Genomic DNA, 21079 nt, shown 5'->3' on the forward strand with positions numbered 1-21079 from the left:
GATGGGGCGATGTCCGGCAAAGAGTTGCGGGGTGGGGTGGAGATGAGCAATCTCGATCAGCTGCTGTTCGACGGGGCCGACGCGACCAAGCGGGACCTGGTCGACTACCTCGAGTTCGTGGGGGAGCGCCTAGTTCGGGTGTTGCGGGGGCGGGCGTTGTCGGTGGTGCGGGTGCGGCCGGGACAGGAGCCGTTCATGCAGAAGAACCTGCCGAAATACACGCCGGAGTGGGTGCCGCGGGCGACGGTGTGGGCGGAGAGTTCGCATCGGGAGGTCACCTACGCGCTGGGTGATGATGTGCGGACGTTGCTGTGGTTCGGGAATCAGCGGGCGGTGGAGTACCACCCGTTGCTGTTGCCGGTCGATCACAGTGCGGGGCCAACGCATCTGGTGTTGGATCTGGACCCGTCGCCGGGGCAGACCTTTCGTGATGCCGCCGCGGGAGCGCATTTGATTCGGCGGGCGTTGGAGGCCGATGGGCTGGCTGGTGCGGTGAAAACCAGTGGGGCCAAGGGGTTACACGTGTTCGTGCCGATCCAGCCGGGTGTCGCTATCGAAGATGCTGCGGCCGCTACGCGTGCCATCGCCGCACGGGCCGAGCGCATCGACCCCGCTGTCGGAACCACCGCGTTCATTCGCGAGGACCGGGAGGGGAAGGTGTTCCTCGACTCGACGCGAGCAGGTGGTGCCACGGTGATCGCGGCCTACAGTCCGCGCATCCGTCCGGGGGTTCCGGTGTCATTTCCGTTGTGTTGGAACGACATCGACTCGGTGACGCCCGCCGACTTCACCCTGCGCACCGCGCCTGAACTGCTCGGCGACTCCGACCCCTGGGCAGCGGAAATGCCGGAACCGCAAGCACTTCCAGCCGATCTGATCGCCGAAGGGCACACGATTCCCATCGCCCGCGTCCAGGCTATGCACGAGGGCAAACGCCGCGCCCGAGCCCGCCGCACCGAATCCTGAAGACCTCCGCTACGAAGTTATCCGCTGACACAGCAACGGGCACCGTCGAATTCGACAGTGCCCGTTTGCTATTCAGTATGTTCAGCTACCCAGCGAGGCCACGCCCGCCTGAGCGAACTTCTCGTCCAGGTCGCCGCTCGGGGCACCCGCGACACCGATGCCCGCGATCGGGGCATTGTTGGACTTCACCGGTGCACCGCCACCGAGGAACAGGGTGCCGTCGATGTCGGCCAGGTGGGGGGCGGACTCGAGGCGCTTGGCCAGTTCGGTGGTGGGGGCGTTCCAGGACACGGCGGTGAAGGCCTTCTGCTGGGCGGCGTCGTAGGACTGCGGGCCCGCGCCGTCGCCGCGCAGGGTGACGATGACATTGCCGTTGCGGTCGACCACGGCCACGCTCACGCGCTGGTTCTCCTTGGCGGCGGCGTCGAGGGCGGTCTGGGCGGCCTTGGTGGCGGCGGCGATCGACAGGTGGGTGGACTGGTTCAGGTTGGCGTCGGCGGCGTTGGCGACCACGGGGGTGCGGGTCGAGGCGTCCTGGTCCTGCGCCTGGACGGTGACGACACCGAAGATGCCCGCGCCCACGACCGCGGCGGTGGCGCCGGCGACGATGAGACGGTTGCGGGTGCTGAACTTGGTCGACATTGCTGCTCCTGCGGTGTTCTCGGCCGACCGGCGGTGTGCCGTGGCCTGTTGATATCCATCCTGTTCGCGGCGCGGCTCTACCGAATCGTCGTAGTGGCTGCATTTCCACGGCCGGATCGGTCGACACCGGGGTCAACCGATCGGATGACCCGCTGGGGGCGACGTCCAGGGAGAATCGGTGTTTGCCCACGCCCAGTCGCTTTCTCGGCGGCCTCGACCGAGGCAGGATCGAGGTCGACAGGGCGAACCCGCGGCGCTGGCCGCTGACGACACAGGTGGATGACATGACCCAGTTGCACGGCGCCCAGCGCGACGACACGCGACTGCTCGCCGTCATCGTGCACAGCGCGTTCTATGTCCTGCTGGCCGCCTCGCTGTTGCGATTCCTGTTGCGCCACAGCGAAAGTCCGCGCACACCGTGGGTGATCGGCCTCGCGGTGGCCCTGGCTGTCCTCTACGCACTGAGCGAGCTGCGACATTCGAGTCGACTGCTGTGGTTCGTTCTGTTGGTCGTCGCGTGGGCGGTGCTGGTGGTGCTCGCGCCGAGTTTCGCCTGGTGCGCGGTGCCGCTGGTGTACACGGGGCTGCGCATTCTGTCCGAGCGGGTCGCGGTGTCGCTGGTGGTGGTGCTCACCGGGTTGGTGGTGGTCACGCAGGTGCGCCTGGCGGGTTGGGCGGACCCGAATCTGCTGTTGGCGCCGATCGCGGTCGCCGCGGTGACGACGGCGTTGTTCGTCGGGATGCGGCGGCAGGCGCAACGGCAGGCCGACCTGATCGACGACCTCGTGCGGACCAGGCAGGAACTGGCGGCCACCGAACGCCGGGAGGGCACGCTGGCCGAACGCGAACGCCTCGCGCGGGAAATCCACGACACCCTCGCACAGGGCCTGTCCAGCCAACGCATGTTGCTGCAAGCCGCCGACCTGGTGTGGGACACCGATCCCGAACTCGCGCACGCCCACCTTCGTACCGCCGCCGAGATCGCCGAACGTGACCTCACCGAGGCTCGCCGCTTCGTGCACGACCTGGCCCCCGCCGACCTCGCCGCGGGCGGATCACTGCCCGCGGCCCTGGCCGCCGTCGCCGCACGCGAGACCACCGACACGCTGACCGTGCGCTGCCATATAGAAGGCACGCCGGGCCCGTTGCCCCAGCGGATGGAAGCGACCCTGCTGCGCATCGCCCAGGGCGCACTGGCCAATATCCGCGAACACGCTGACGCGAGCACTGCCACGATCACCCTGACCTGCCTCGACGACCAGATCGTGCTCGACATCGCCGACGACGGGCGCGGCTTCGACCCCGAGGATCTGGCCCTCCCGGCCGAACATCGTGGACACGGGCTGCCCGCGATCCGCGCGCGAGTACGTCAACTAGGCGGAACGTGCACCATCGAAAGCGCGCCGGGCGACGGCACAGTGCTCTCGGCGGCGATTCCGTTGGGGACAGCCGTCCAGTGAGACAGGTGCCCGCACGATCAGAACCCCAGCACGGTCCCGGTGCAGTGCCTACTGCCGCGTGGACCGGGCAACATCGCGGGGTCGGCGCACTACCATCGGATGGCGTGACCACCACCGTGCGCTTGCTGATCTGCGACGATCACGCGGTCGTGCGCGCCGGTCTGCACGCGTTGTTGTCCAGCGCTCCCGATATCGAAGTCATCGGGCAGGCCGCCGACGGTCCCGCCGCGGTCGCGCTGGCCGCGAGCTTGCACCCCGATGTGGTCCTGATGGACCTGCAACTGGGCGGCGACATGGACGGCATCGAGGCGACCCGCCGCATCACCGCTCAGACCCCCGCACCCCACGTGCTGGTCCTGACCACCTACGACACCGACGCCGACATCACCCGCGCGATCGAGGCGGGTGCCACCGGCTACCTGCTCAAGGCCGAGCGACCCGAAGAGCTGTTCGCCGCCATCCACGCCGCCGCCAGCGGTCACACCACGCTGTCGGCGCCGGTCGCCGCGCGCGTGATGGCCCGGATGCGCAACCCCGGCCCCACGCTGACCGCCCGCGAACGCGACATCCTCGGCCAGCTCGCCCAGGGTCTGGGCAACCGGGAGATCGCCCGCGCGCTACATATCAGCGAGGCCACGGTGAAAACCCATCTGGGCCGCATCTACGACAAGCTCGGCGTCGACACGCGCGCCGCGGCCGTCGCGGTGGCGACCGAGCGGCGTCTGCTCGCCTGAGCGTGCGTGACCGGGCCGCGACTAAGCGGGCGTAAGGGTCGCGGCGCCGAAGGACACGCTGAACCGTTCACACCAGATGCTGACCGACTTCACCGTCGACAGGTCGGTCCCGGCGGGCAGCTCATAGTTCTGATTCCCCTCGTTGCCCTTCAACGACCCGAGGTCCACGTGATCACCGTCGTCGAAGTTGTGCCAGTCGTCGGCGATCACCGGCTGATCGGACAACCACACGTGCAGCGCGGGCCCGTCGGAGGTGCGCAGGTCGAGGATGCGCAGCACGATTGTGCCCTCTGACGTGCGCTGCAGCTGCGCGGTGCCCGACGTGCCGTGCTCGTGCGACACGAATGTCCCCTGCGCGATCACCGGCGGCGGCGCACCGCCGACCGCGGTGATCGGCGCCTCGTTCACGGTCACGGTGGTGAACAACCGCCAAGGCTGGAACAGGTATAGGCCCACCGCGAGGGCGGCGACCAGGCCGACTGCGAGGACGGTGAACAGGGTCCGGCGAACGCTCATGACGCCTCCTTTTCACCATCATCCCCCGACGCGGCAGGCACAGGGTGCCCGAATTGCCGGGCCGGAAACGTGACCGGCGTCACTAATTCTGCGTGAGCCCAGTCACATTAGGGCCCTTTAAAAACAGGTATGTCATTACGGATTTGTCACGGACGACCAGCGGTGAACACTGTTCCTTTGGACAATATCCGCTACAAAGGCCCTCGTGATCGGTACGTGATCTCAGCGCACATTCCGGCTACATTCGATCACGGCTTGAACAACAAATCCGAGCCGAATTGAATCGCAGAACACCGGAAAGCTTGCCCCGCGATTCGAGGATCCCCGACATTACCTGAGGGGCAGGGACGCGGTAGTTTCCATCACCGAGCCGGTGGGCGCAGGAAGGAATTCAACCTATGTCTTTCAATCGCAAATTCACCACTCGTGCACTCGGACTTGCCGCTGTTGCCGGCGCGATGATCGCCGTTCCGGCCGGTCTGACCACCGCAACCGCCTCGGCGAACAACTGGGATGCCGTGGCGCAGTGCGAGAGCACAGGCAACTGGAACATCAACACCGGAAACGGCTACTACGGCGGCCTGCAGTTCTCGCAGAGCACCTGGGAAGCCTACGGCGGCACCGGCACGGCCGACAACGCCAGCCGTGAAGAGCAGATCCGCGTGGCCGAGAACGTGCTGGCCAGCCAGGGCCCCGGCGCGTGGCCCGTGTGCAGCGCCTACCTGTAAGCAGCGCGCACACGTAAGACTTTCCTTGTCGGGAAACGAACTACCCGCTATTCGATGCACACGTCGAATAGCGGGTTTTTTCGTTGTCGGTGCTGTCGAGTCGATAAACCGTCAAAGACGCGGCGAGCATGCGGGAATCAGTGGGATCGGCCGGGTCCAGGCCGGTGAGTTCGGCAATGCGGCGCAGTCGATACGTAAATGTATTGGGGTGCACGTGAATCAGCCGCGACGCGGTTTTGCGGTCGGCGCCGTGGACCAGATGCGCTTCCAACGCGTCGATCAGATGCGGGCTGCCCAGTAGTGGAATAACCCGCTGCGCCAGTCGTTCTCGGGCGGGACCAGGCCGGGTGAGTTGATATTCCAGCAGCAGGTCGTCGAGTCGGTAGCAGCCGCCGGGCTTGCCGCGAAGTCGCGCCAGTTCGGTCAGTTCGGTCGCGTCTTTTGCCGCGGCCGGAATCGCGTCGCGGCTGATGCCGGAGAATTCCGCGAGATAGACCGTGACGCCGAATTGCGCGCTCAATCGATCGGCGAGCGCGTCGAACTTCGCCGCGTCCAGGACGTCGGTGTCGGAACTGTTGCCCAGCAGCGCGATACCGCGCGCACCGTCGAAGGTGGCCGGGGTGGTGGTGCCGGTGAGCTGATCCAGTGCCCGCTGCAGCACGCGGATGCGACGCCGAGTCACCAGGTTCGCGGCGGTGCCGGTGCGCGCGGGTTCGCTGAGATGGATCGCCAGCACCGTGTACTGGTCGGCCAGGATCGTGTCCGCGCGCGCGGCCAGTTCCTCGGCGGGCAGCCCGCGCACCAGCGCCGAGCACAGTTCGCGCCGGGCCTCGCGTTCGGCATGGTAGATCGACTGTTCGACCTCGGTGTAGGTCTCGACCACGGTCATGTTGATGTGGCGCAGCAGGTCGAGCAGTCGGCCGAAGACCCGGGTGAACTCCGCCATTTCCGTGGGCAGCGTGACCGCGGCCGCTTCGGACAGCACCGCCTGCGCCGAGCCGTGGATGGCGCTGATCAGCATCGGCAGCGGGAGCCGGTCCTCGGCGTGCCGCTCCGCGACCGGTGCGACGAACGCGGTGACCTCCGCGCGGGTGAACTCCCGGTCGGCGGCGATCGCCTCGAGCACGGCGCGCCCGCACGCGTAGATGGTGGGCAGTACTTCCGCGGTGAAGTGGCCGTCGGGCAGTTCGGCGGGCGTGGTGGCGCCCAGGCCGTCGACGAGCATGCGCTCGGAGATCTGGGGCCAGCGCGTGAGCAGACGAGCGGTCAGAGCGGGGACTGTGGAAACGGGGTATTCGGCGAGCATGACCCGATTGTGTCCGACGACAGAGCGCAGGGGGGCGATGCGGTCGAAAATGAACAGAACTTGGCTCCCGCGACAATCCCGTCCGGACTTTCTCGGTCCGCAGTGCAGTGACATCACTGTGGCGTGGGTCATAGATTCGCAGAGCGCGTTCGAGCTACCTGTTCGTCGACGCGGATCTACGGAAGTGAAACCCAATGATTGCAACGACGCATCCTCTTCGCCGCGCGCTGTGCGGCATCGGCATCGCCGCGGGCCTGACCGCCGCCTCGGCGTTCGGCCCGGCCGCCGCCGCGCCCACCCTGGAACCCACGATCGGCTCGCTGGCCCAGTACCTGGACGCGGGCATGGTCGCCGCCGCAGACGGCCGCACTCCCACCGCCATCGCCGACATCGGCAGCGGTTCCGGTTCGGCTTCGGGCAGCAGTTCGGGTTCGGCGGGCAGCCGCGCCTCCGACGCGGTGGGCGAGGGCCCCGAAATGTCTTCGTACCTAGCCGCTTTCGCCTACGGCCTGCTCAATCCCGATGCCGCGCCGCCCGGCGCCAACCGCTGGGATTGCAAGCCCACCGCACAGAACCCGCGCCCGGTGATCCTGCTGCACGGCACCTGGCTCAACGCCTACGACACCTTCTCCTACCTGTCACCGCGGCTGGCCGCCGCCGGGCACTGCGTGTTCACCCTGAACTTCGGCAAATCCGGGCTGCTCGAGGCCGGCGGTCTCGGCGCGGTGCTGCCGGGGCGCTACGGGGTGGGTCCGATGGCCGACTCCTCGCGTCAGGTCGCCGCGTTCATCGAGCGGGTGCGGGCGGCGACGGGCGCGGACCAGGTCGACCTCGTCGGACATTCGCAGGGCGGCACGATCGCCAACCACTATCTGAAGTTCGAAGGCGGCCAGGGCAAGGTCGGCAAGGTGGTCAGTTTCGGCGGCACCCACCACGGCACCTCGCTGCTGGGCATCGCCACCCTCGGCCGCATGATCAACAACGCCGGCATCGACATTCTCGGCTTCTACCGGCCGATCATCGGCGCGTCCAATGTCGAACAGGCCGTCGGCTCGCCGTTCTACGCCACGCTCAACGCCAACGGTGACACCGTGCCCGGCGTGGATTACACCGTGGTCGGCTCCCGGTACGACGAGGTGATGAACCCCCTCGAGCTGGGCTTCCTGCGGGCGGGTCCGGGCGCGACGGTCGACAACGTCACCCTCCAAAATGGTTGCGAGCAAGACGTTTCCGATCATCTGACGATGATGTACTCGCCGCGCGCCGCCTCGATCGCACTGCGAGCGCTGGACTCGACCGGCAACCACGCGTTGGCGTGCACGTTCAACCCCTGGTTCTTCGGTGGCGGCGGCAGCTTGTGACCGTTGTAGCCCCCGACGTCGTCTGGAGCGACGCACCGCTGCTACCGCCGCACGACCCGTTCTACGCCACCCCGCCCGGCATCGACCTGCTCGCGCCGGGCGCGGTGGTGCGGTCGCGGCCGGTGGAGGTGGCGTTGTTCGGGGTGGTGCGGCAGCGGATCTCGGCGTGGCAATTGCTGTATCGCACCTGCGATCTCGATGGTGTGCCGGAAGTCGCGGTGACCACGGTGCTGTTGCCGTGGGGTTCCAGTGCGCGGTCCCGGCCGCTGGTGTCGTTCCAGTGCGCGATCGATGCTGTTGCGCCGCAGTGTTTTCCGTCGTATGCCCTGCGGCGGGGTGCGCAGACCATCGGTTCCATCGCGCCGTTGGAACTGCCGATCATTGCCATGGCGTTGGCGCAGGGGTGGGCGGTGTCGGTGCCCGATCACGAGGGAATCGGTGGTCGGTTCGGTGCGGCTCGGGAGCCCGGATACCGTGCGCTGGACGGGATTCGGGCCGCGCAACAGTTCACGGAGGTGGGCACTGCTGTTGCCCTGTGGGGATATTCGGGCGGTGGCCTGGCAACTGCGTGGGCCGCTGAGCTTGCCGCGGACTACGCACCGGAGCTGAATATCGTTGGCGCAGCGATGGGGTCACCGGTCGGTGACCCCGCCGCCGCGTTCGTGCGCCTCAACGGCGGCTGGTTCGCAGGCTTCCCTGCGGCCTTCGTGGCCGGGCTCCGACAGGCCTACCCCGAACTCGGGGCGATGCTCGATGATCGCCTCGACGCGCGATACCGCGACCTGCTCCGTGAAGCCGAACAGCGCAGCACCTTCGCGCTGCTGCTGCGCTTTGCCCGCCGCGACATCGGCGCGCATCTGCCTGCCGGAATGGGGGAGTTGCTCGCCGAACCCGTCCTGCGCCGCATCCTCGCCGACATCGAGCCGGGCACCCGCGCACCCGCCGCGCCGCTGCTCGTCGTCCAAGGCGTGCACGACGAGGTGATCGCCGTCGCCGACATCGACGCCCACGTGCGGCGCTACCAACAGGCCGGGGCGACGGTGCGCTACCTGCGCGTGCGCCGAGGCGCGCATCTTCCCCTCGAATTCCTCATCGTCCCAGCCGTTCTCGACTGGCTGTCCGACAGATTCGCGGGGCTGCCCGCACCCACCGGCACGTGCACCGTCGCGTCGGTGGCCCGTTCGCCGCGCGCCCTGCGCACGCACTTCGCCTTCCTGCGACTGGCGGTGCGGATGCTGGTCGGCCAACCGATCAGCGGGCCGCGCGAGGATCCCTGAGATACGCGTCGACGCGCCGCCGCAAGTCGTGCACCGCCAACTCCAACGCGGCCACCAACTCGTCGACGGTCACCCCGCCGGCGGAGTCCACCGTCGGCCGGTACGCGCACAGATCGCCACGCCCCGCCTCGATCAACATCTGCTGCGCGGACCGCTCGAACCGATCGATCGCCGCGCGATGATGGCGGGCACGGGTGTCCTCGTCGAGCCGGTGACGGGCGATGGCCGCGATCAACGACTGCCGCCGCCGATCCGCTTCGAGAATCTCGTTGTCGCGGTGGGTGACCGCCGCCGCGAGCTCGTCCGCGGCGGCCGACTCGACCCGCGCGCCCGCGGCAGCCACCCTGGCACGGTGCGTGGACTCCCCATCGGCGAGCAACAACCGTGCCTGCGCTTCGAAACACTGTGCGGCCGTGCGCAGCCCGGCGCGAGCATGTGCGCTCACCTGGAACACCATCGCCGCCGCGACAGTGAGCCGAACCGCATCGTCCCCCGAAGGTGCCATCCCCGTGTCCCCCAACCACCGGCCGCATTCGCCACCGTCACGATACAGATGCGTCGCGCCCCCGCACCGGTTCGCGCGAACCGCTCGACCCCGCAACGGCATCAGTAGTGGGAAGAGGTTCTCCACGGCCCAGCGCCGCTCGAGTACTTCTGCCCGGGGCAGTGACGGCCGCGTCGCGCACCCAGTGGAGCCGCAGGGGGGTTCCACTGCGGTCCGCGCCGCGCCCTCCCCGGGCACTGCCGAATCCGGCTGCCGAACAAACACTTTCGGCAGCCGGATTCTGTTCAACTCAACCCGGCGACGATGGCATCGCGCACCGGATCACCGACCGGCCGACTCTTCGCGACCCGACGCCAGGCATTGCGCCCCGCGGTAAGTGAACACCGCACTGCCTCGGTGACCGCGCACGCGTGGGTGCTGCCCAGTGTTGCGCTCGGCAGCAGCGAGATCTCGAGATCCTCCGACATCGACAGTGCCCGGCTCACGATCTGGCCCGTGAGCGCGCCGTCGTCCTCGGTGTACAGCACCACGAGCAGTTCGGTGCCCGCACCCGCCGCGACCCGCACGATGTCGCCCGCCACCGCGTGAGTACCGAACGAGCGCACCGAGATCCGCGTCTGCTGCGCACCGGCGGGGGTTCGAGTGAACTCGATCCCCAACTCCGAGTCGGTGCGCTGCTGCACCGCGCGGGTGGCGGTTTCGCCTTCCGACGACGCGGCCAACGGTTGCACGGTCCAGCCGGGCACCCGCATCACCCGGCGACGCGCACCGAGGTCGGTCACCGTGCCGCGCAACAGTCTTTCCGCGATCCGCGCGCCCACGCGGGCTGCTTCGGCATCGACCGGCGAGTCGGCCTCGGCGAACGCGATCAGCACCTCCACGTCCACGGGCAGGCCAAGACGATCCGGCGCCATCACGATCCCTCCTCGTCGCGGCCATCGAGCTGAGCGAGCACGGCAGCACGGAGCAATTTCGCACCGGCCGCGCGTAATCGCTTCACCTTCTCCTGGCTGAACTGCAGGTCACGGGCCACTTCGCCCGTGGTCTGCACATCGGTGTAGCTCCCGTCGGGCGCGATCACGAACGTCGCGCGCAGCACCGCCGCGGTCTCCTCGTGCGCGATCGAGGCCAACGCGTCGCGCAGGATGGCCCGGTCGGCGAGCCGGTTCTCCGCGTCACCGCAGGTGGGGTCCTCTAACACCAGCACGGCCGATTCGTAGTCGACCCGATGGCCGGGATGGCGCTTCTCCGCCGTGCGACTGCGCCGAGCCTGCAGCACCTGCCACTGAAGTTTCTTGAGCACCAACGCTTTCCAGTGCCGGATGTGTTCAGTGGGCAGCGTCGCGGTGAGCTCGACCATCGTGTCCTGCGCGATGTCTTCGAAATCGCAGCGCATATCCGGATCGAGTCGATCCAGCACATACCGCGCCTTGGCCGCCGCGTAGCTGGACATGGTCACCAGATCGGCGCCGAAGATGTGGACGACCACCGCCGGGCGCAGGTGTTGCGGCACCTGACCCCACGGGGCACCCAGCCACTGGTCCAAGGGATCGGAACTCAACAGGTACCCCCACTCGACCGTCGATGGGCAAACCATGGCTCGCGCTATGGACGCCGTCGATCCTACCCGCGCGGGTAGGGCCGACATGAGACCGTGTCGCATCGCGAGCCTCCTCTGCGGTCGATGGGCTCCTACCTAGATGCGGTTGTCGGCCCTAGTGGTTCGTCACTTCGCACACTCGCACAACTGGCGAACCGGAACCGTCTGGCAGCGCGTCATTGTCGGCAGATCCCTTCCGGGACCGAAACGGCACAAGGAGGCCATCGTGAAATGTAGGCAGTCGTGGTGCGACAAACCCCTGCTCACCTGCCGTCGCTGCAACGGCAGCGGGGGCGTGACCAGCACCTGTTCCGGGTGCGGGGGCAACGGCATGGTGTGCCCGGTCCACGGGAAGAGCGGCGCGTGAACTAGCTGGGGCAGGCCGGGGACGAGACCATGAACGAGAACGCGATCTGGCAGTACCAGGCCTTCTCGACCTTCCACTTCCCGTCCTCGGCAACGAAATTCACGATGACCGGCTGCGGCGGGATGTTGTTGATCGTGACGATGCCGTCGGCGAGCATGCCGGGTGCGGCGGCACGGGTGCCGGTGATGGTGATCGCGATGGTGGCGCCACCCTGGCGCGGGGCGTCGGCGACCCGATTGGGCAGTTCCGGGTCGGCGGCCAGGCCCTGGATGTACTCGAGTTTCTCGGCGTTGGACACCGTTGTGTCGAGCAGTCGCGCCATCAGCGCGCCGATCTCCTCGGCGCCGGCCAACGGCGGTGGGGCGGAAATCTGTTGTGCCACAACCTTTGTCGGCTCGGGCGCGGAGTCGGCGGTGGAACAGCCCGTCGAGAGGGCGATCGCGGACAGCAGTGCCGTCGCGATCAGGCTGCGTGCGGCGGTGTGGCGTCTGGACAACGGGCTCCCCCGGGCGATCGGTGATGTGTTGGAATTCAACCCTATCGGGGCATGCCCGGAAGGGTCGGGTGATGCCCGGTGGTGATCGGGGAAGATGTGATGGGCGAATCGACTGGCAACGCGGTGCCCGCGGAGGACGCCGTGCTGACTGGTGGCGCCGTGCTGACCGATGACGCCGTGCTGATCGAGTTGACCGGTGCGTCGCAACGGTGGCTGGCGCTGTGTCGAGCAGCCGTCGCCACCGGGCCCGATGCCACGCACCGCCTGCTCGAACACCGGCGAGAGACCGGGGTCCTGGCCCGGCAGTCGCTCGCACGGTGGAAGAACCTCACGGCTGACGACGATCCGCTCGAGGAAGAAGCCGAAGATCCCGACGCCCAGGGCCGCCGGATCACCGCTGACCTGTCCGCCGCCCGCGCGATGGCTGTGCTGGCGCAGGCGCTGACCGGGTCGGTCCCCACCGCGCAGGCGTGCGAGGTCTTCCTCGACCACGCCGAACGCGCCGGTCTGACATCAGTGGGCACCCAACTACTGCCCGCCGGCATCGCGATCACCAGCGAAAACGCCCCGCTGGGCGATATCGTGCGCCACCTGCTCGGTCAAGGCGGTCGCGCGGCCCGCGGTTACGGCATCGTGGCCGCGCTGGAACTGGCCGGACGCCGCCTCCCGGTGGTGCGCAGCAGCCGCATCAGCGTGCTGTTCGCCAGCTTCGGCGGTAGCGGGGAAGTGGGCGTACTGCGTCTGGACCAGGTCCGCGGTGGACCCAGCGGCCTGCATCCCGACCCGGCCCGCATGGGCTTCCTACAAGCCGATCGTGAGTTCACCGACAGCATCGAAAGAGCCTGGCGGATCAGCAGATTGGCGGGCACCGACGCGTGCGTGCTGTGGTCGGTCACCACGCACGGCAGCACACCGGCCAACGACATCAGCGGCGCGTCGATGGGTGCGGCGATCGCGGTCGCCCTCGACGACCTGGCGCCGCGACACCCGGTGCTGCGCAAGCTTCGACCACGGCGCCTTGACCCCGAATGTGCTGTGACAGCGGGACTTTCCGGTGCCAACCTGACGGCTGTCGGCGGCTACTCGGGCAAACTGACTGCGGCACAGCGGTCCTCGTTGCGCGTAGTGGTCGCTTCGGAGGCGTATCAGGAAGCCGCCGACGAGGCCCCACAGAACTACGCCGACCGAATCTCCGCCGCCCGCACGGTGACCGAGGCGATCGCCAGAACTCGAACCCGGGCCAACCTCGCGCTGTGGATGGTCTCCGTCGCGGCCGGGCTCGCCGTATTGCTCGCGGTGGTCTCGGTAACCAACCTCGTCCAACTCCGCATCGAAAATGCCGCTGCGCGAGCGGAATCGAACTCGCGACTGTTCGCAGGCGTCGCCCGCGGCGGTGGCAGTCTCAATCCCGGACTGTCCCAACAGATCGCCCTGGCCGCCTACCGCACCGCCCCGACCGAAGAGGCGCGGTCGGCACTGTTGGAGAACACCGCGACCAACGCCCCGATCCGAATCAGCCCGGGCGTAGTCCACGGCCGCGGCGTGGTTTTCGACCCCGACGCACCCCGCATCGCCACCACCGCGCAGGGCGAGATGATCGCGATCGGCGAAGCTGACGGCAGCGTGGAACTGGTGCGATCCACCGATACGGGCGTGCACCGGTGGCCGCGGTTCGCCACCGGCAGCGGTCACATCAGAGGGATCGCGATCAGCGCGAACAGCGAATTGCTCGCCGTGGCAGGCGATTTCGGGTCGGCGCTGTGGAACATCGCCGACCCCGGAGCACCACATCAGGTGGCGCCGCTGTCGTTGGGCGGCCGGTTGCCCACCTCGGTCGCGCTGAGTCCCGATCTCGAGTTCGTCGCCATCGGCACCCAGAGCGCGACGATTTCCACCTGGCGCCTCGGCGACGACCCCGCCCACCCGGTCGCGTTGCCGTCGCTGTCGATATCGGGACAGCGCGCGGAGGTCGCACTCAGCGATCGCACCCTGGTCGCGGCGGTGCCGTCGCTGTTCGGCGGCACCTGGACCACGACGGTGCGCGCCTGGAACACCGCGACGCTGCACCGCGATCAGCACCCGGTATTCGACCGTCGCGTCGAACGGCCCGGCGGCGCGGAGGCCAGATCGGTCGAATTCACCAGCGACGGCACGGTATTGGCCGTCGGGCTCAATCCAGGCGAAGTCGCGCGCTGGAAAGTAGGCCCCACCACCTTCGACCCGCTGCCTGCCGTGACGCGCGGCGCCAACGAATACATCGACGTATCGCTGACCACCGACGGTCGATCCGCCGCGATCGTCGGCGGCGACACCAAGGCACGCATCCGCGACCTGACCACCGGCGAAGAACTAGTCACTTTCCCGATCGACATGGTCGCCAGGGCACGCTTCCTACGCGGCGGAAAGTCATTGGTGACAACAAGTTTCGACCACTCGGTGCACGTGTTCGAACTGCCGGGGCCGGTCGTGTCGACCAGTTCGCTGACCCTGTTCCGTCTCCCGCTCGACCAGCCCGCGCTGCCCCACACTCTGTTCCCGCAGCTGCGGATGCTGGCCAGGGCGCCGTGGGCCCCGGATCGGACCCAGTTGGACGGCGACCCCGCCGGCCTGCTCGACGTCGTCGCGATCTCCCCGGATGGAACCCGCGCCGTCACCAGAACCGAAACCATCATCCAGGTATGGGACCTCACGGCGAATCCACGGCCGCTCGGCAACGCGATCAGTGCCAGCGGCGTCGACATCCGTGCCGTCACCTTCAGCCCCGACGGCGCCCTCGCCATCGGCCGCAGCATGACCGAAACCGTCGAAATCTGGGATGTCGCGACAGCACCCACGATGCGCACGAGTATCCGTTTCGGGCGCGGCTACCCGACCTCCCTGGCCTACAGCCCCGACGGCGGGCTGCTCGCTGTCGGGAGCCACCGCACCGGCAACGTGAGCGTGTTCTCCACCGCGCCGTCGGCGGCACCGATCGCGCAACTGTCGGGCCTGCACACCCCCGGTCAAACCATGTCGCTGGCGCTGAGTTCGCGCAACACGCTCGCCGTCGGCACGCTGACCGGCGCCTTCGTCTACGAGATCGGCACGCCCGATCTTCGGCAACTCGCGGTTCCCGCCGGAGGCAACGGTTCGGCGGGTTCGGTCGCGTTCGACCCCACGGGCACGCGCCTGGCCATCGACGACATCGTCAGCGGCACCATCGCGCTGTGGGACTACACCGACCCCACCCACCCCACCGTGTACGCCACCATCGGGCGCGGCCATCGCCACCGTCAGCCGATCATGCTGGCCTTCGCCGCGGGCGGCACCCTGCTCACCGAATCCGCCGCCGACGGCACCCTGCGCCGGTGGCGCACCGATGCCGCCGCCGAGGCCGACCGGATCTGCGCCAGCGGCACCACCCCGATCACCCGTGAGGAATGGGCGAAGGCCCTGCCCGGCCACCCCTATGTGAATACCTGCTAGCGAGATTTCGCCATTGTGTGTGACAGTCTGTAGCGGTGCCCCTATTTCCTAGGGCAATGGAAACGGGGCCTTATCAGATGTGTTAATCAGAATTCAACGAAGTTCTCAGTTTTATTTAAGTGGCATTGGGTATCGCGCGAGAACCCCAGGTGGGGATAGCATTGTGTCCGAACTGTTATCAGCGTCACTAAACTGCGAAAACAGTAACTCGCCGCGATTGGGCGTCGATATGCCCTTCGTAAGCCAGCCCCGGCTGGACCTGAAGCGAGAAACAGAGGACTTACTATGATCCCCGTTATCATCGACACCGGTAGTGCCGCTCTGAACGGCCTCTTCGACACCCTCGGCGCCGCACTGCACGGCCTGGTCGACACTCTGTGGACCGGCTCCTTCGGCGGCTGATCCAGCCCCATAGGTCGATGAAACGACCTGGTCCGCGTCAGTGCGTGACCGATGCGAGGGCCCCGCACCTGATGGTGTGGGGCCTTCCGTCGTCAGTGGGTGTGCGGCTCGTGCTTCGCGACGTGTTTCGGGCTGTGGCCGTCCCCGCAGGGGTGTGAGTCGCGCTTGCCGATGTCGAGCAGTTTCGGGCTGGCGTGGTCGACCTGCAGGGTGACGTGCTCGATGTGGTGGTCGTGGTCGAGCATGTGCGCGATGTCCTCCCGGACCGCGTGGCAGTCGTAGGAGGGTTCGACCAGCACGTGCGCCGACAGCGCGGGGGAGCCCGACGTGATCTCCCAGATGTGCAGGTCGTGCACCTCGGTGACGCCGTCGCGCGCGGCCATATCGCGGCCGATCTGCGCGGGGTCAAGGTGCTCGGGGGCGGCCTCGAGGAAGATCCGGCTCGAGGCTTTGATCAGCCCGATGCCCGCCTTGATCATCAACGCGACCACGATCAGCGTGGCCACGACGTCGGCCTGCACCCAGCCGGTCAGGATGATGATCAGACCCGCGACGGCGGTGGCGATGAACGCGAACAGGTCGTTGAGGATGTGCTGGTACGCGCCCTCGACGTTGAGGCTGGTGCGATCCGCGCGGCTGATCATCCAGGTGGCGAGCACGTTCACCACGACGCCGACCAGCGCGGTGATCAGCACCAGCCACCCGTGCACCTCCGGCGGCTCGAACAGCCTGCGAATCGCCTCGTATCCCAGCCACAACGCCAGCAGCAGCAACGTCAGGCCGTTGGCCTGCGCGGACAGGATCTCCGCGCGTTTCCAGCCGAACGTCATCCGTCCGGCGGCGGGCCGCGCCGCGAGCCGGATCGCCCACAGCGCCAGCGCGATCGAAGCGGCATCGGTGGTCATGTGCGCGGCATCGGACAGCAATGCCAGCGAATCGGCGATGATGCCGACGATCACCTCACCGATCAAGAACGTGACGATCACCGCCAGCGCCCCGGCCAGCCAGCGCCGATCGCTGTCGGCCGACACCCCGTGGTCGTGCCCGTGCCCTGCACCCATGTGCGTGCCCCTCTCCGTACGATTACCGCAATCGTATGCATACATCGCTATGTATGCAATTCGTTCTTGGTCGGTCGTGATCGGCGCTGGTCACCGGTGGTGGCAGTGTCGGACTCCAGCATAGGGAGCGAAGGCGTCAGGGGCGCCAGCCGGAGGTGGCCAGCCACGTCGGCAGATCCTGCAGGCCGGGGTGCTGGACGCGCAGGGCAGTGAGGTCCAGTGCCTCGTCGGGGCGCTCGTTGAAGAAGGTGAACATCTTGGCGACCTGCGCGTCGAAGGCGCGCACCGCCTCGATCGGTACCTGGAAACTGCGCGCGGGCCGCTCGGCCGCGAGACCGAATGTCCGCGCGATCTGCGGCGGGGTGAGTCGGTCGCCGGCGATGGACACGGTGCGGCCCAGGTATTCCTCGGGGTGGGTCAGAGCCAGCGCCGCGAACGCGCCGATATCGCGCACCGAGATCAACGACAGCGGAATATCTTCGCGCACAGCCAAATTCAGTACCAACGTGCCCGAGTCGTCGAGCACCGGGCGGTTGAAGGACGCGAAATTGTCCATGAAGAACACCGGCCGCAGGATGGTGGCGGGGACCTGCTGTGCGGTGAGGTAGGCCTCGAGATGTTCCTTGGCCGCGTAGTACTCTACGCCCGAGTTCTGGCCCGCGCCGCGCAAAGAGCTGTAGACCAGGTGCTCGATGCCGCTGTCGCGGGCCAGGTCGATCACCGTTTCGCCGCGGCGCTGTTCGGCGGCGATGCCGGCCTTGGTGATATTGACGCCCTCCATCATGGTCAGCATCAGGAACACGCTGCGGCTGCCGTCCATGGCGGCCTTGATACTGGCTTCGTCGTCGAGATCGCCGACCACCAGCTCCGCGCCCTGTGCCTGCAGCGCTTTCGCGGCAGCGGACTCCGGGTTGCGCACGAAAGCCCTTACCTGCTGGCCCTTTTCGAGCAGTGCCCGGGTTGTCGCGCGCCCTTGCTGACCTGTCGCACCGATGACCAGAACGGGTCCGTTGTTGTTACTCATCGTCGTACTCCCTTGTCGTGGATGACCTTTCGTGATCACCTCGTAAATACGACGGTAAAGCGATGCGGCGCGCTGGTCCTGGCACCGATACTGCTACCCAGAACATTGCTGTTCGTGACAGACGAACGGAGCATCATGAGCGAGAATCGCCGCGCGGAACTGGCCGCCTTCCTGCGCGCGCACCGCGCCAGACTTCGCCCCGCCGACGTCGGCCTGCCCGACGACCTCGAACCCGGCCGCCGCCGCACCCCCGGCCTGCGCCGCGAGGAGGTCGCCGAGCTGGCTGGGGTGAGCCTGACCTGGTACACCTGGCTTGAGCAGGGCCGCAAGATCAGCACGAGTTCGCAGGTAATCAACGCTCTCGCAAGGGCTTTGCGCCTCGACGAACCCCAACACCGACACCTGCGCCGACTCGCCGACCTCGCCGAACCCAAACCCGTGGCCATGCCCGCGAGCGGCACCGACCGGCTGCAACGACTGGTCGACGCGCTGTCGCCCTCGCCGGCAGTAATCCACGACGCGCGGTTGGACTTCGTCGTATGGAATCGCGCGTACGCGCTCGTGCGCACCGACCCGGCGCACCTGCCGCCCGGACAACGAAACCTGCTGTGGTGGATGCTGACCGACACCACCAATCGTGCGGCGATGCGCGACTGGGAACGCGCCGCCCGCGCCATTCTGGGGCAACTGCGCGGCATCGTCGGCAGTCGACCCGACGATGCCCGCCTGGCAGGCCTGGTCGCCGCGCTGTCGGTGCACAGTGCCGAGTTCCGCAGCTGGTGGGCCGACTACGAAATCGCCGAATTCCGGCCGACCACAGTGAGTCTCACGCATCCGTCAGCCGGTGAGATCGACCTCGAGCTGTTCCAACTGCGCCTGGTCGAGGACCCCGACCTGCTGCTGATCGTGCAACGCCCGGCTACCGATAACGACCTGCGCCGAGTGTGCGCGCTAGTCGATCACTGCTGATCAGGCCAATTTTCCGCCACGACCACCCGGTCCGCGTCGTACTTCTCGGCAACCACGCCACTGGGGTAGGTCGGCCAGAACGACACCGCGCCGGTCGCCTTGTCGATCACATACACCGAACCACCGATCGGCACCGGTCGATCCGCCGGCGCGTGCAACGGCGCAACCTCGAAAACTGTGAAACCACTGTCGAATTCGACGATCTCCCGGTCGTGTCCCGGCGATTCGGCAGGCAGATGTTGCGCCGCGACGCGGATGGCCTCGGCTCGGTCGACCGGGGTCTGCGCGTCGGTCGGATATGCATGGATGTCCACGCACTGATCGTGCCCGGTTTCGCCGGAAAAATGGGCGGGCCCGAGAAATGGACGGGCCCGGCGTCCCTGCTCCCCCCTCCTGGAGCAGGCCCGCCGGGCCTCGCTGTACCTACTGTCCGGTACGGGCCCAGCAGGATCCTGAACAGACGCTTAAGGCCGTCGTTATCCGGCCGGCGGGAGGACTCACCTCGGTTACTTCGAGATTTGCCAGAAGTTGCCTGATCCGGGCCCTGATCGCCCATTCGGTCATCCGATCAGCGGTTTCGGATACTTCCATCCAGTTACATTTCGGTAACTGTGCTTGCCCTGTGGTTATCAACGTTGCAAGAGTGAACTACTGGGTTTGGTGTTACCAGGTGTTACCAATGGGAAGGGAGGGGTGCTCCGTCCCCGGAGCGCCGACCGAACATGCAACCAAACATCATCAAGGCCGGAATCTGCTCGACCGTGTCCGCCGCGGTGGTGGTGTCGCTGTCGGGGTTGGTCCCCATGACCGCCAACGCCGCGCCGGAGCCGGCGGCCGGCACGCAGCTCGCAGGCAAAACGATCTTCCTCGACCCCGGTCACCAGGGGACCGCGCACACCGAGGACCTCAGCCGTCAGGTCGACAACGGTCGCGGCGGCACCAAGGACTGCCAGACCACCGGGATGACCTCGCTGAACGGCATCCCCGAGCACACCGTCAACTGGGACGTCAGCCAGCTGGTGAAGGCCTCGCTGCAGGCACTGGGTGCGCAGGTGGTGCTCAGCCGCGCCGACGACACCGGGTGGGGCGGTTGCGTCGACGATCGCGCCCGCGCCGCCAACCAGTCCGGTGCCGACGTGGCGGTGAGCATCCACGCCGACAGCGCGGGCCCCGACCAGCACGGATTCCACATGATCGTGCCCGAGCTGCCGATCCCCGACGCGATCGCCGACAAGGCGCAGTCCGGCGGTGGTCGACTCGCGTCCAGCGCTGTGCGCGACGCCTACCTGGCCGCGGGTTTCTCGCCCGCCAACTACGCGGGTGTCAAGGCGGGTCTGCAGACTCGCGGAGATGTCGCCGGTCCCGCGCTGACGCAGGTGCCGATGGTGTTCGTGGAGATGGGCAACGGTGCCAATGTCGATGACGCGGCTCGGCTGGAATCGCGCGAAGGGCAGCTCGAGCACGCGGTGGCCATTGCGACCGGTGTTGTCGGGTTCCTGCTGAACAAGCCGATTCCGGCGTTGGCCGGTGCACCTGCTCGGGTGCCGGTGGCGACGACGACGCAGGTGCCGAAGCGGGCGCCCGCGGGGGAATCGACGCAGGCTCCGGGTGGGAATCAGAACGGCGCCGCCGAGGAGCCCAGTGCGCCGCCCGCCGAGGATCCGTCCGTGCCCACGGAAGGGTCCACGACGCCACCGATCGACGCGCAGACCCCGCCTCCGCCGAACGGGAACTTGCCGTCCGAGGAAGCGTCCCCGCCCAACGCGCCCGTGGTGCCCGCGCAGATCCCCGCGCGTGCCCCGATCGCCGATCCGGTTCCGGTCGCCCCTGTGCGCACCGCGGCTCCCGGCGATCCGCCCCGTGCGGCGGCCCCGCAGGCACCGTCCGAACCGTCCGCGCCCACCCCGAAGAAGCGCGGAACCACTCCGAAAACCCAGTCGCCCTCCGAGGATTCCGAGTTCGATCTGAGCACCCTCGGCGCCCCGGTCACAGCCGTGATGACGTTGCTGATGCCACTCGCTGAGGCGTTGGGCATGGACGAATCGACCATTCCCGGTCAGCTGATCAACCTGGTCTACACGCTGGTAGGGATGGTTTTCGGCCCTAGCTGATAGTTCTGTCCGATCACACTGCCCACTCCTGATTCGGGAGTGGGCAGTGTGCGTTCGGCGTGCGGGTCGGTGGCCTGGTCGACTTCGGT

At 67.7% G+C, this 21079-nt stretch carries 18 protein-coding genes and 1 pseudogene; 9 read left to right on the plus strand and 10 right to left on the minus strand.

Annotation, left to right across the window (positions count from 1 at the left end; all coding sequences use genetic code 11):
* Positions 1 to 9: 9 nt before the first annotated feature.
* Positions 10 to 966, plus strand: a complete 957-nt coding sequence (locus tag ACFWVD_RS03905) for a DNA polymerase domain-containing protein (protein ID WP_379240417.1) — start codon at positions 10 to 12, stop codon at positions 964 to 966.
* A gap of 81 nt (positions 967 to 1047) precedes the next feature.
* Here ACFWVD_RS03905 and ACFWVD_RS03910 read toward each other — a convergent pair whose 3' ends face one another.
* Complete coding sequence (locus tag ACFWVD_RS03910) at positions 1048 to 1608, minus strand: heme-binding protein (protein WP_379240418.1); 561 nt, start codon at positions 1606 to 1608, stop codon at positions 1048 to 1050.
* Between the two features lie 284 nt (positions 1609 to 1892).
* Between ACFWVD_RS03910 and ACFWVD_RS03915 the strand changes: the two genes are divergently transcribed.
* Both ACFWVD_RS03915 and ACFWVD_RS03920 read left to right on the plus strand, forming a co-directional pair.
* Positions 1893 to 3068 carry a sensor histidine kinase gene (locus ACFWVD_RS03915; RefSeq protein WP_379240419.1) on the plus strand — a complete coding sequence of 392 codons (1176 nt, stop codon included), beginning with the start codon at positions 1893 to 1895 and terminating at the stop codon, positions 3066 to 3068.
* 104 nt (positions 3069 to 3172) lie between these two features.
* Positions 3173 to 3802, plus strand: a complete 630-nt coding sequence (locus tag ACFWVD_RS03920) for a response regulator (RefSeq protein ID WP_379240420.1) — start codon at positions 3173 to 3175, stop codon at positions 3800 to 3802.
* Positions 3803 to 3823: 21 nt separating this feature from the next.
* Here the strand turns inward: ACFWVD_RS03920 and ACFWVD_RS03925 are convergent, their stop codons facing one another.
* A complete protein-coding gene (locus ACFWVD_RS03925) occupies positions 3824 to 4318 on the minus strand; it encodes a DM13 domain-containing protein (RefSeq protein ID WP_379240421.1) in 495 nt (164 codons plus the stop codon).
* Between the two features lie 398 nt (positions 4319 to 4716).
* Between ACFWVD_RS03925 and ACFWVD_RS03930 the strand changes: the two are divergent.
* Positions 4717 to 5043: pseudogene (locus tag ACFWVD_RS03930) on the plus strand (transglycosylase family protein); the annotation flags it as partial.
* Between the two features lie 43 nt (positions 5044 to 5086).
* On the opposite strand, the gene ACFWVD_RS03935 reads toward ACFWVD_RS03930, so the two are convergent.
* Positions 5087 to 6352 carry a PucR family transcriptional regulator gene (locus ACFWVD_RS03935; RefSeq protein ID WP_379240422.1) on the minus strand — a complete coding sequence of 422 codons (1266 nt, stop codon included), beginning with the start codon at positions 6350 to 6352 and terminating at the stop codon, positions 5087 to 5089.
* Positions 6353 to 6546: 194 nt separating this feature from the next.
* Between ACFWVD_RS03935 and ACFWVD_RS03940 the strand changes: the two genes are divergently transcribed.
* Both ACFWVD_RS03940 and ACFWVD_RS03945 read left to right on the plus strand, forming a co-directional pair.
* Positions 6547 to 7713 carry an esterase/lipase family protein gene (locus ACFWVD_RS03940; RefSeq protein ID WP_379240423.1) on the plus strand — a complete coding sequence of 389 codons (1167 nt, stop codon included), beginning with the start codon at positions 6547 to 6549 and terminating at the stop codon, positions 7711 to 7713.
* Positions 7710 to 8990 (plus strand): lipase family protein, encoded by a 1281-nt coding sequence (locus ACFWVD_RS03945; protein ID WP_379240424.1) that lies wholly within the window; start codon positions 7710 to 7712, stop codon positions 8988 to 8990. The genes ACFWVD_RS03940 and ACFWVD_RS03945 overlap by 4 nt, the downstream gene beginning before the upstream one ends.
* Here the strand turns inward: ACFWVD_RS03945 and ACFWVD_RS03950 are convergent.
* The 4 genes from ACFWVD_RS03950 to ACFWVD_RS03965 all read right to left on the minus strand — a co-directional run bounded on the left by ACFWVD_RS03950 (position 8965) and on the right by ACFWVD_RS03965 (position 11958).
* Positions 8965 to 9495 carry a hypothetical protein gene (locus ACFWVD_RS03950; RefSeq protein WP_379240425.1) on the minus strand — a complete coding sequence of 177 codons (531 nt, stop codon included), beginning with the start codon at positions 9493 to 9495 and terminating at the stop codon, positions 8965 to 8967. The genes ACFWVD_RS03945 and ACFWVD_RS03950 overlap by 26 nt on opposite strands.
* Positions 9496 to 9779: 284 nt before the next feature.
* Positions 9780 to 10412, minus strand: coding sequence for a hypothetical protein (locus tag ACFWVD_RS03955; protein ID WP_379240426.1), 633 nt, complete (start codon positions 10410 to 10412; stop codon positions 9780 to 9782).
* The gene (locus ACFWVD_RS03960) at positions 10409 to 11056 is read right to left on the minus strand and encodes a hypothetical protein (protein WP_379240427.1); all 648 of its coding nucleotides are present in this window, start codon (positions 11054 to 11056) and stop codon (positions 10409 to 10411) included. The genes ACFWVD_RS03955 and ACFWVD_RS03960 overlap by 4 nt, the downstream gene beginning before the upstream one ends.
* A 407-nt stretch (positions 11057 to 11463) precedes the next feature.
* Positions 11464 to 11958 carry a hypothetical protein gene (locus ACFWVD_RS03965; protein WP_379240428.1) on the minus strand — a complete coding sequence of 165 codons (495 nt, stop codon included), beginning with the start codon at positions 11956 to 11958 and terminating at the stop codon, positions 11464 to 11466.
* Positions 11959 to 12057: 99 nt separating this feature from the next.
* Here ACFWVD_RS03965 and ACFWVD_RS03970 point away from each other — a divergent pair, with 99 nt between their 5' ends.
* On the plus strand, positions 12058 to 15423 hold the full coding sequence (locus ACFWVD_RS03970) for a WD40 repeat domain-containing protein (RefSeq protein WP_379240429.1): 3366 nt from the start codon (positions 12058 to 12060) through the stop codon (positions 15421 to 15423).
* Positions 15424 to 15917: 494 nt separating this feature from the next.
* Here the strand turns inward: ACFWVD_RS03970 and ACFWVD_RS03975 are convergent, their stop codons facing one another.
* Together ACFWVD_RS03975 and ACFWVD_RS03980 are read right to left on the minus strand one after the other, a co-directional pair.
* Positions 15918 to 16886: a cation diffusion facilitator family transporter gene (locus tag ACFWVD_RS03975; RefSeq protein ID WP_379240430.1), complete on the minus strand. Its 969-nt coding sequence runs from the start codon at positions 16884 to 16886 to the stop codon at positions 15918 to 15920.
* A gap of 136 nt (positions 16887 to 17022) precedes the next feature.
* Positions 17023 to 17910, minus strand: a complete 888-nt coding sequence (locus ACFWVD_RS03980) for an NmrA/HSCARG family protein (protein WP_379240431.1) — start codon at positions 17908 to 17910, stop codon at positions 17023 to 17025.
* Between the two features lie 135 nt (positions 17911 to 18045).
* Here ACFWVD_RS03980 and ACFWVD_RS03985 point away from each other — a divergent pair, with 135 nt between their 5' ends.
* Positions 18046 to 18879 (plus strand): helix-turn-helix transcriptional regulator, encoded by an 834-nt coding sequence (locus ACFWVD_RS03985; protein WP_379240432.1) that lies wholly within the window; start codon positions 18046 to 18048, stop codon positions 18877 to 18879.
* Here the strand turns inward: ACFWVD_RS03985 and ACFWVD_RS03990 are convergent.
* Entirely contained in the window at positions 18870 to 19193 is a 324-nt protein-coding gene (locus ACFWVD_RS03990; protein ID WP_379240433.1) for a hypothetical protein, read from the minus strand. The two genes, ACFWVD_RS03985 and ACFWVD_RS03990, sit on opposite strands and share 10 nt — an antisense overlap.
* Positions 19194 to 19601: 408 nt before the next feature.
* Here ACFWVD_RS03990 and ACFWVD_RS03995 point away from each other — a divergent pair, with 408 nt between their 5' ends.
* Positions 19602 to 20990, plus strand: coding sequence for an N-acetylmuramoyl-L-alanine amidase (locus tag ACFWVD_RS03995; RefSeq protein WP_379240434.1), 1389 nt, complete (start codon positions 19602 to 19604; stop codon positions 20988 to 20990).
* Positions 20991 to 21079 lie beyond the last annotated feature (89 nt).

The sequence above is a fragment of the Nocardia sp. NPDC058666 genome (assembly GCF_042714895.1).
Taxonomy (GTDB): Bacteria; Actinomycetota; Actinomycetes; order Mycobacteriales; family Mycobacteriaceae; genus Nocardia.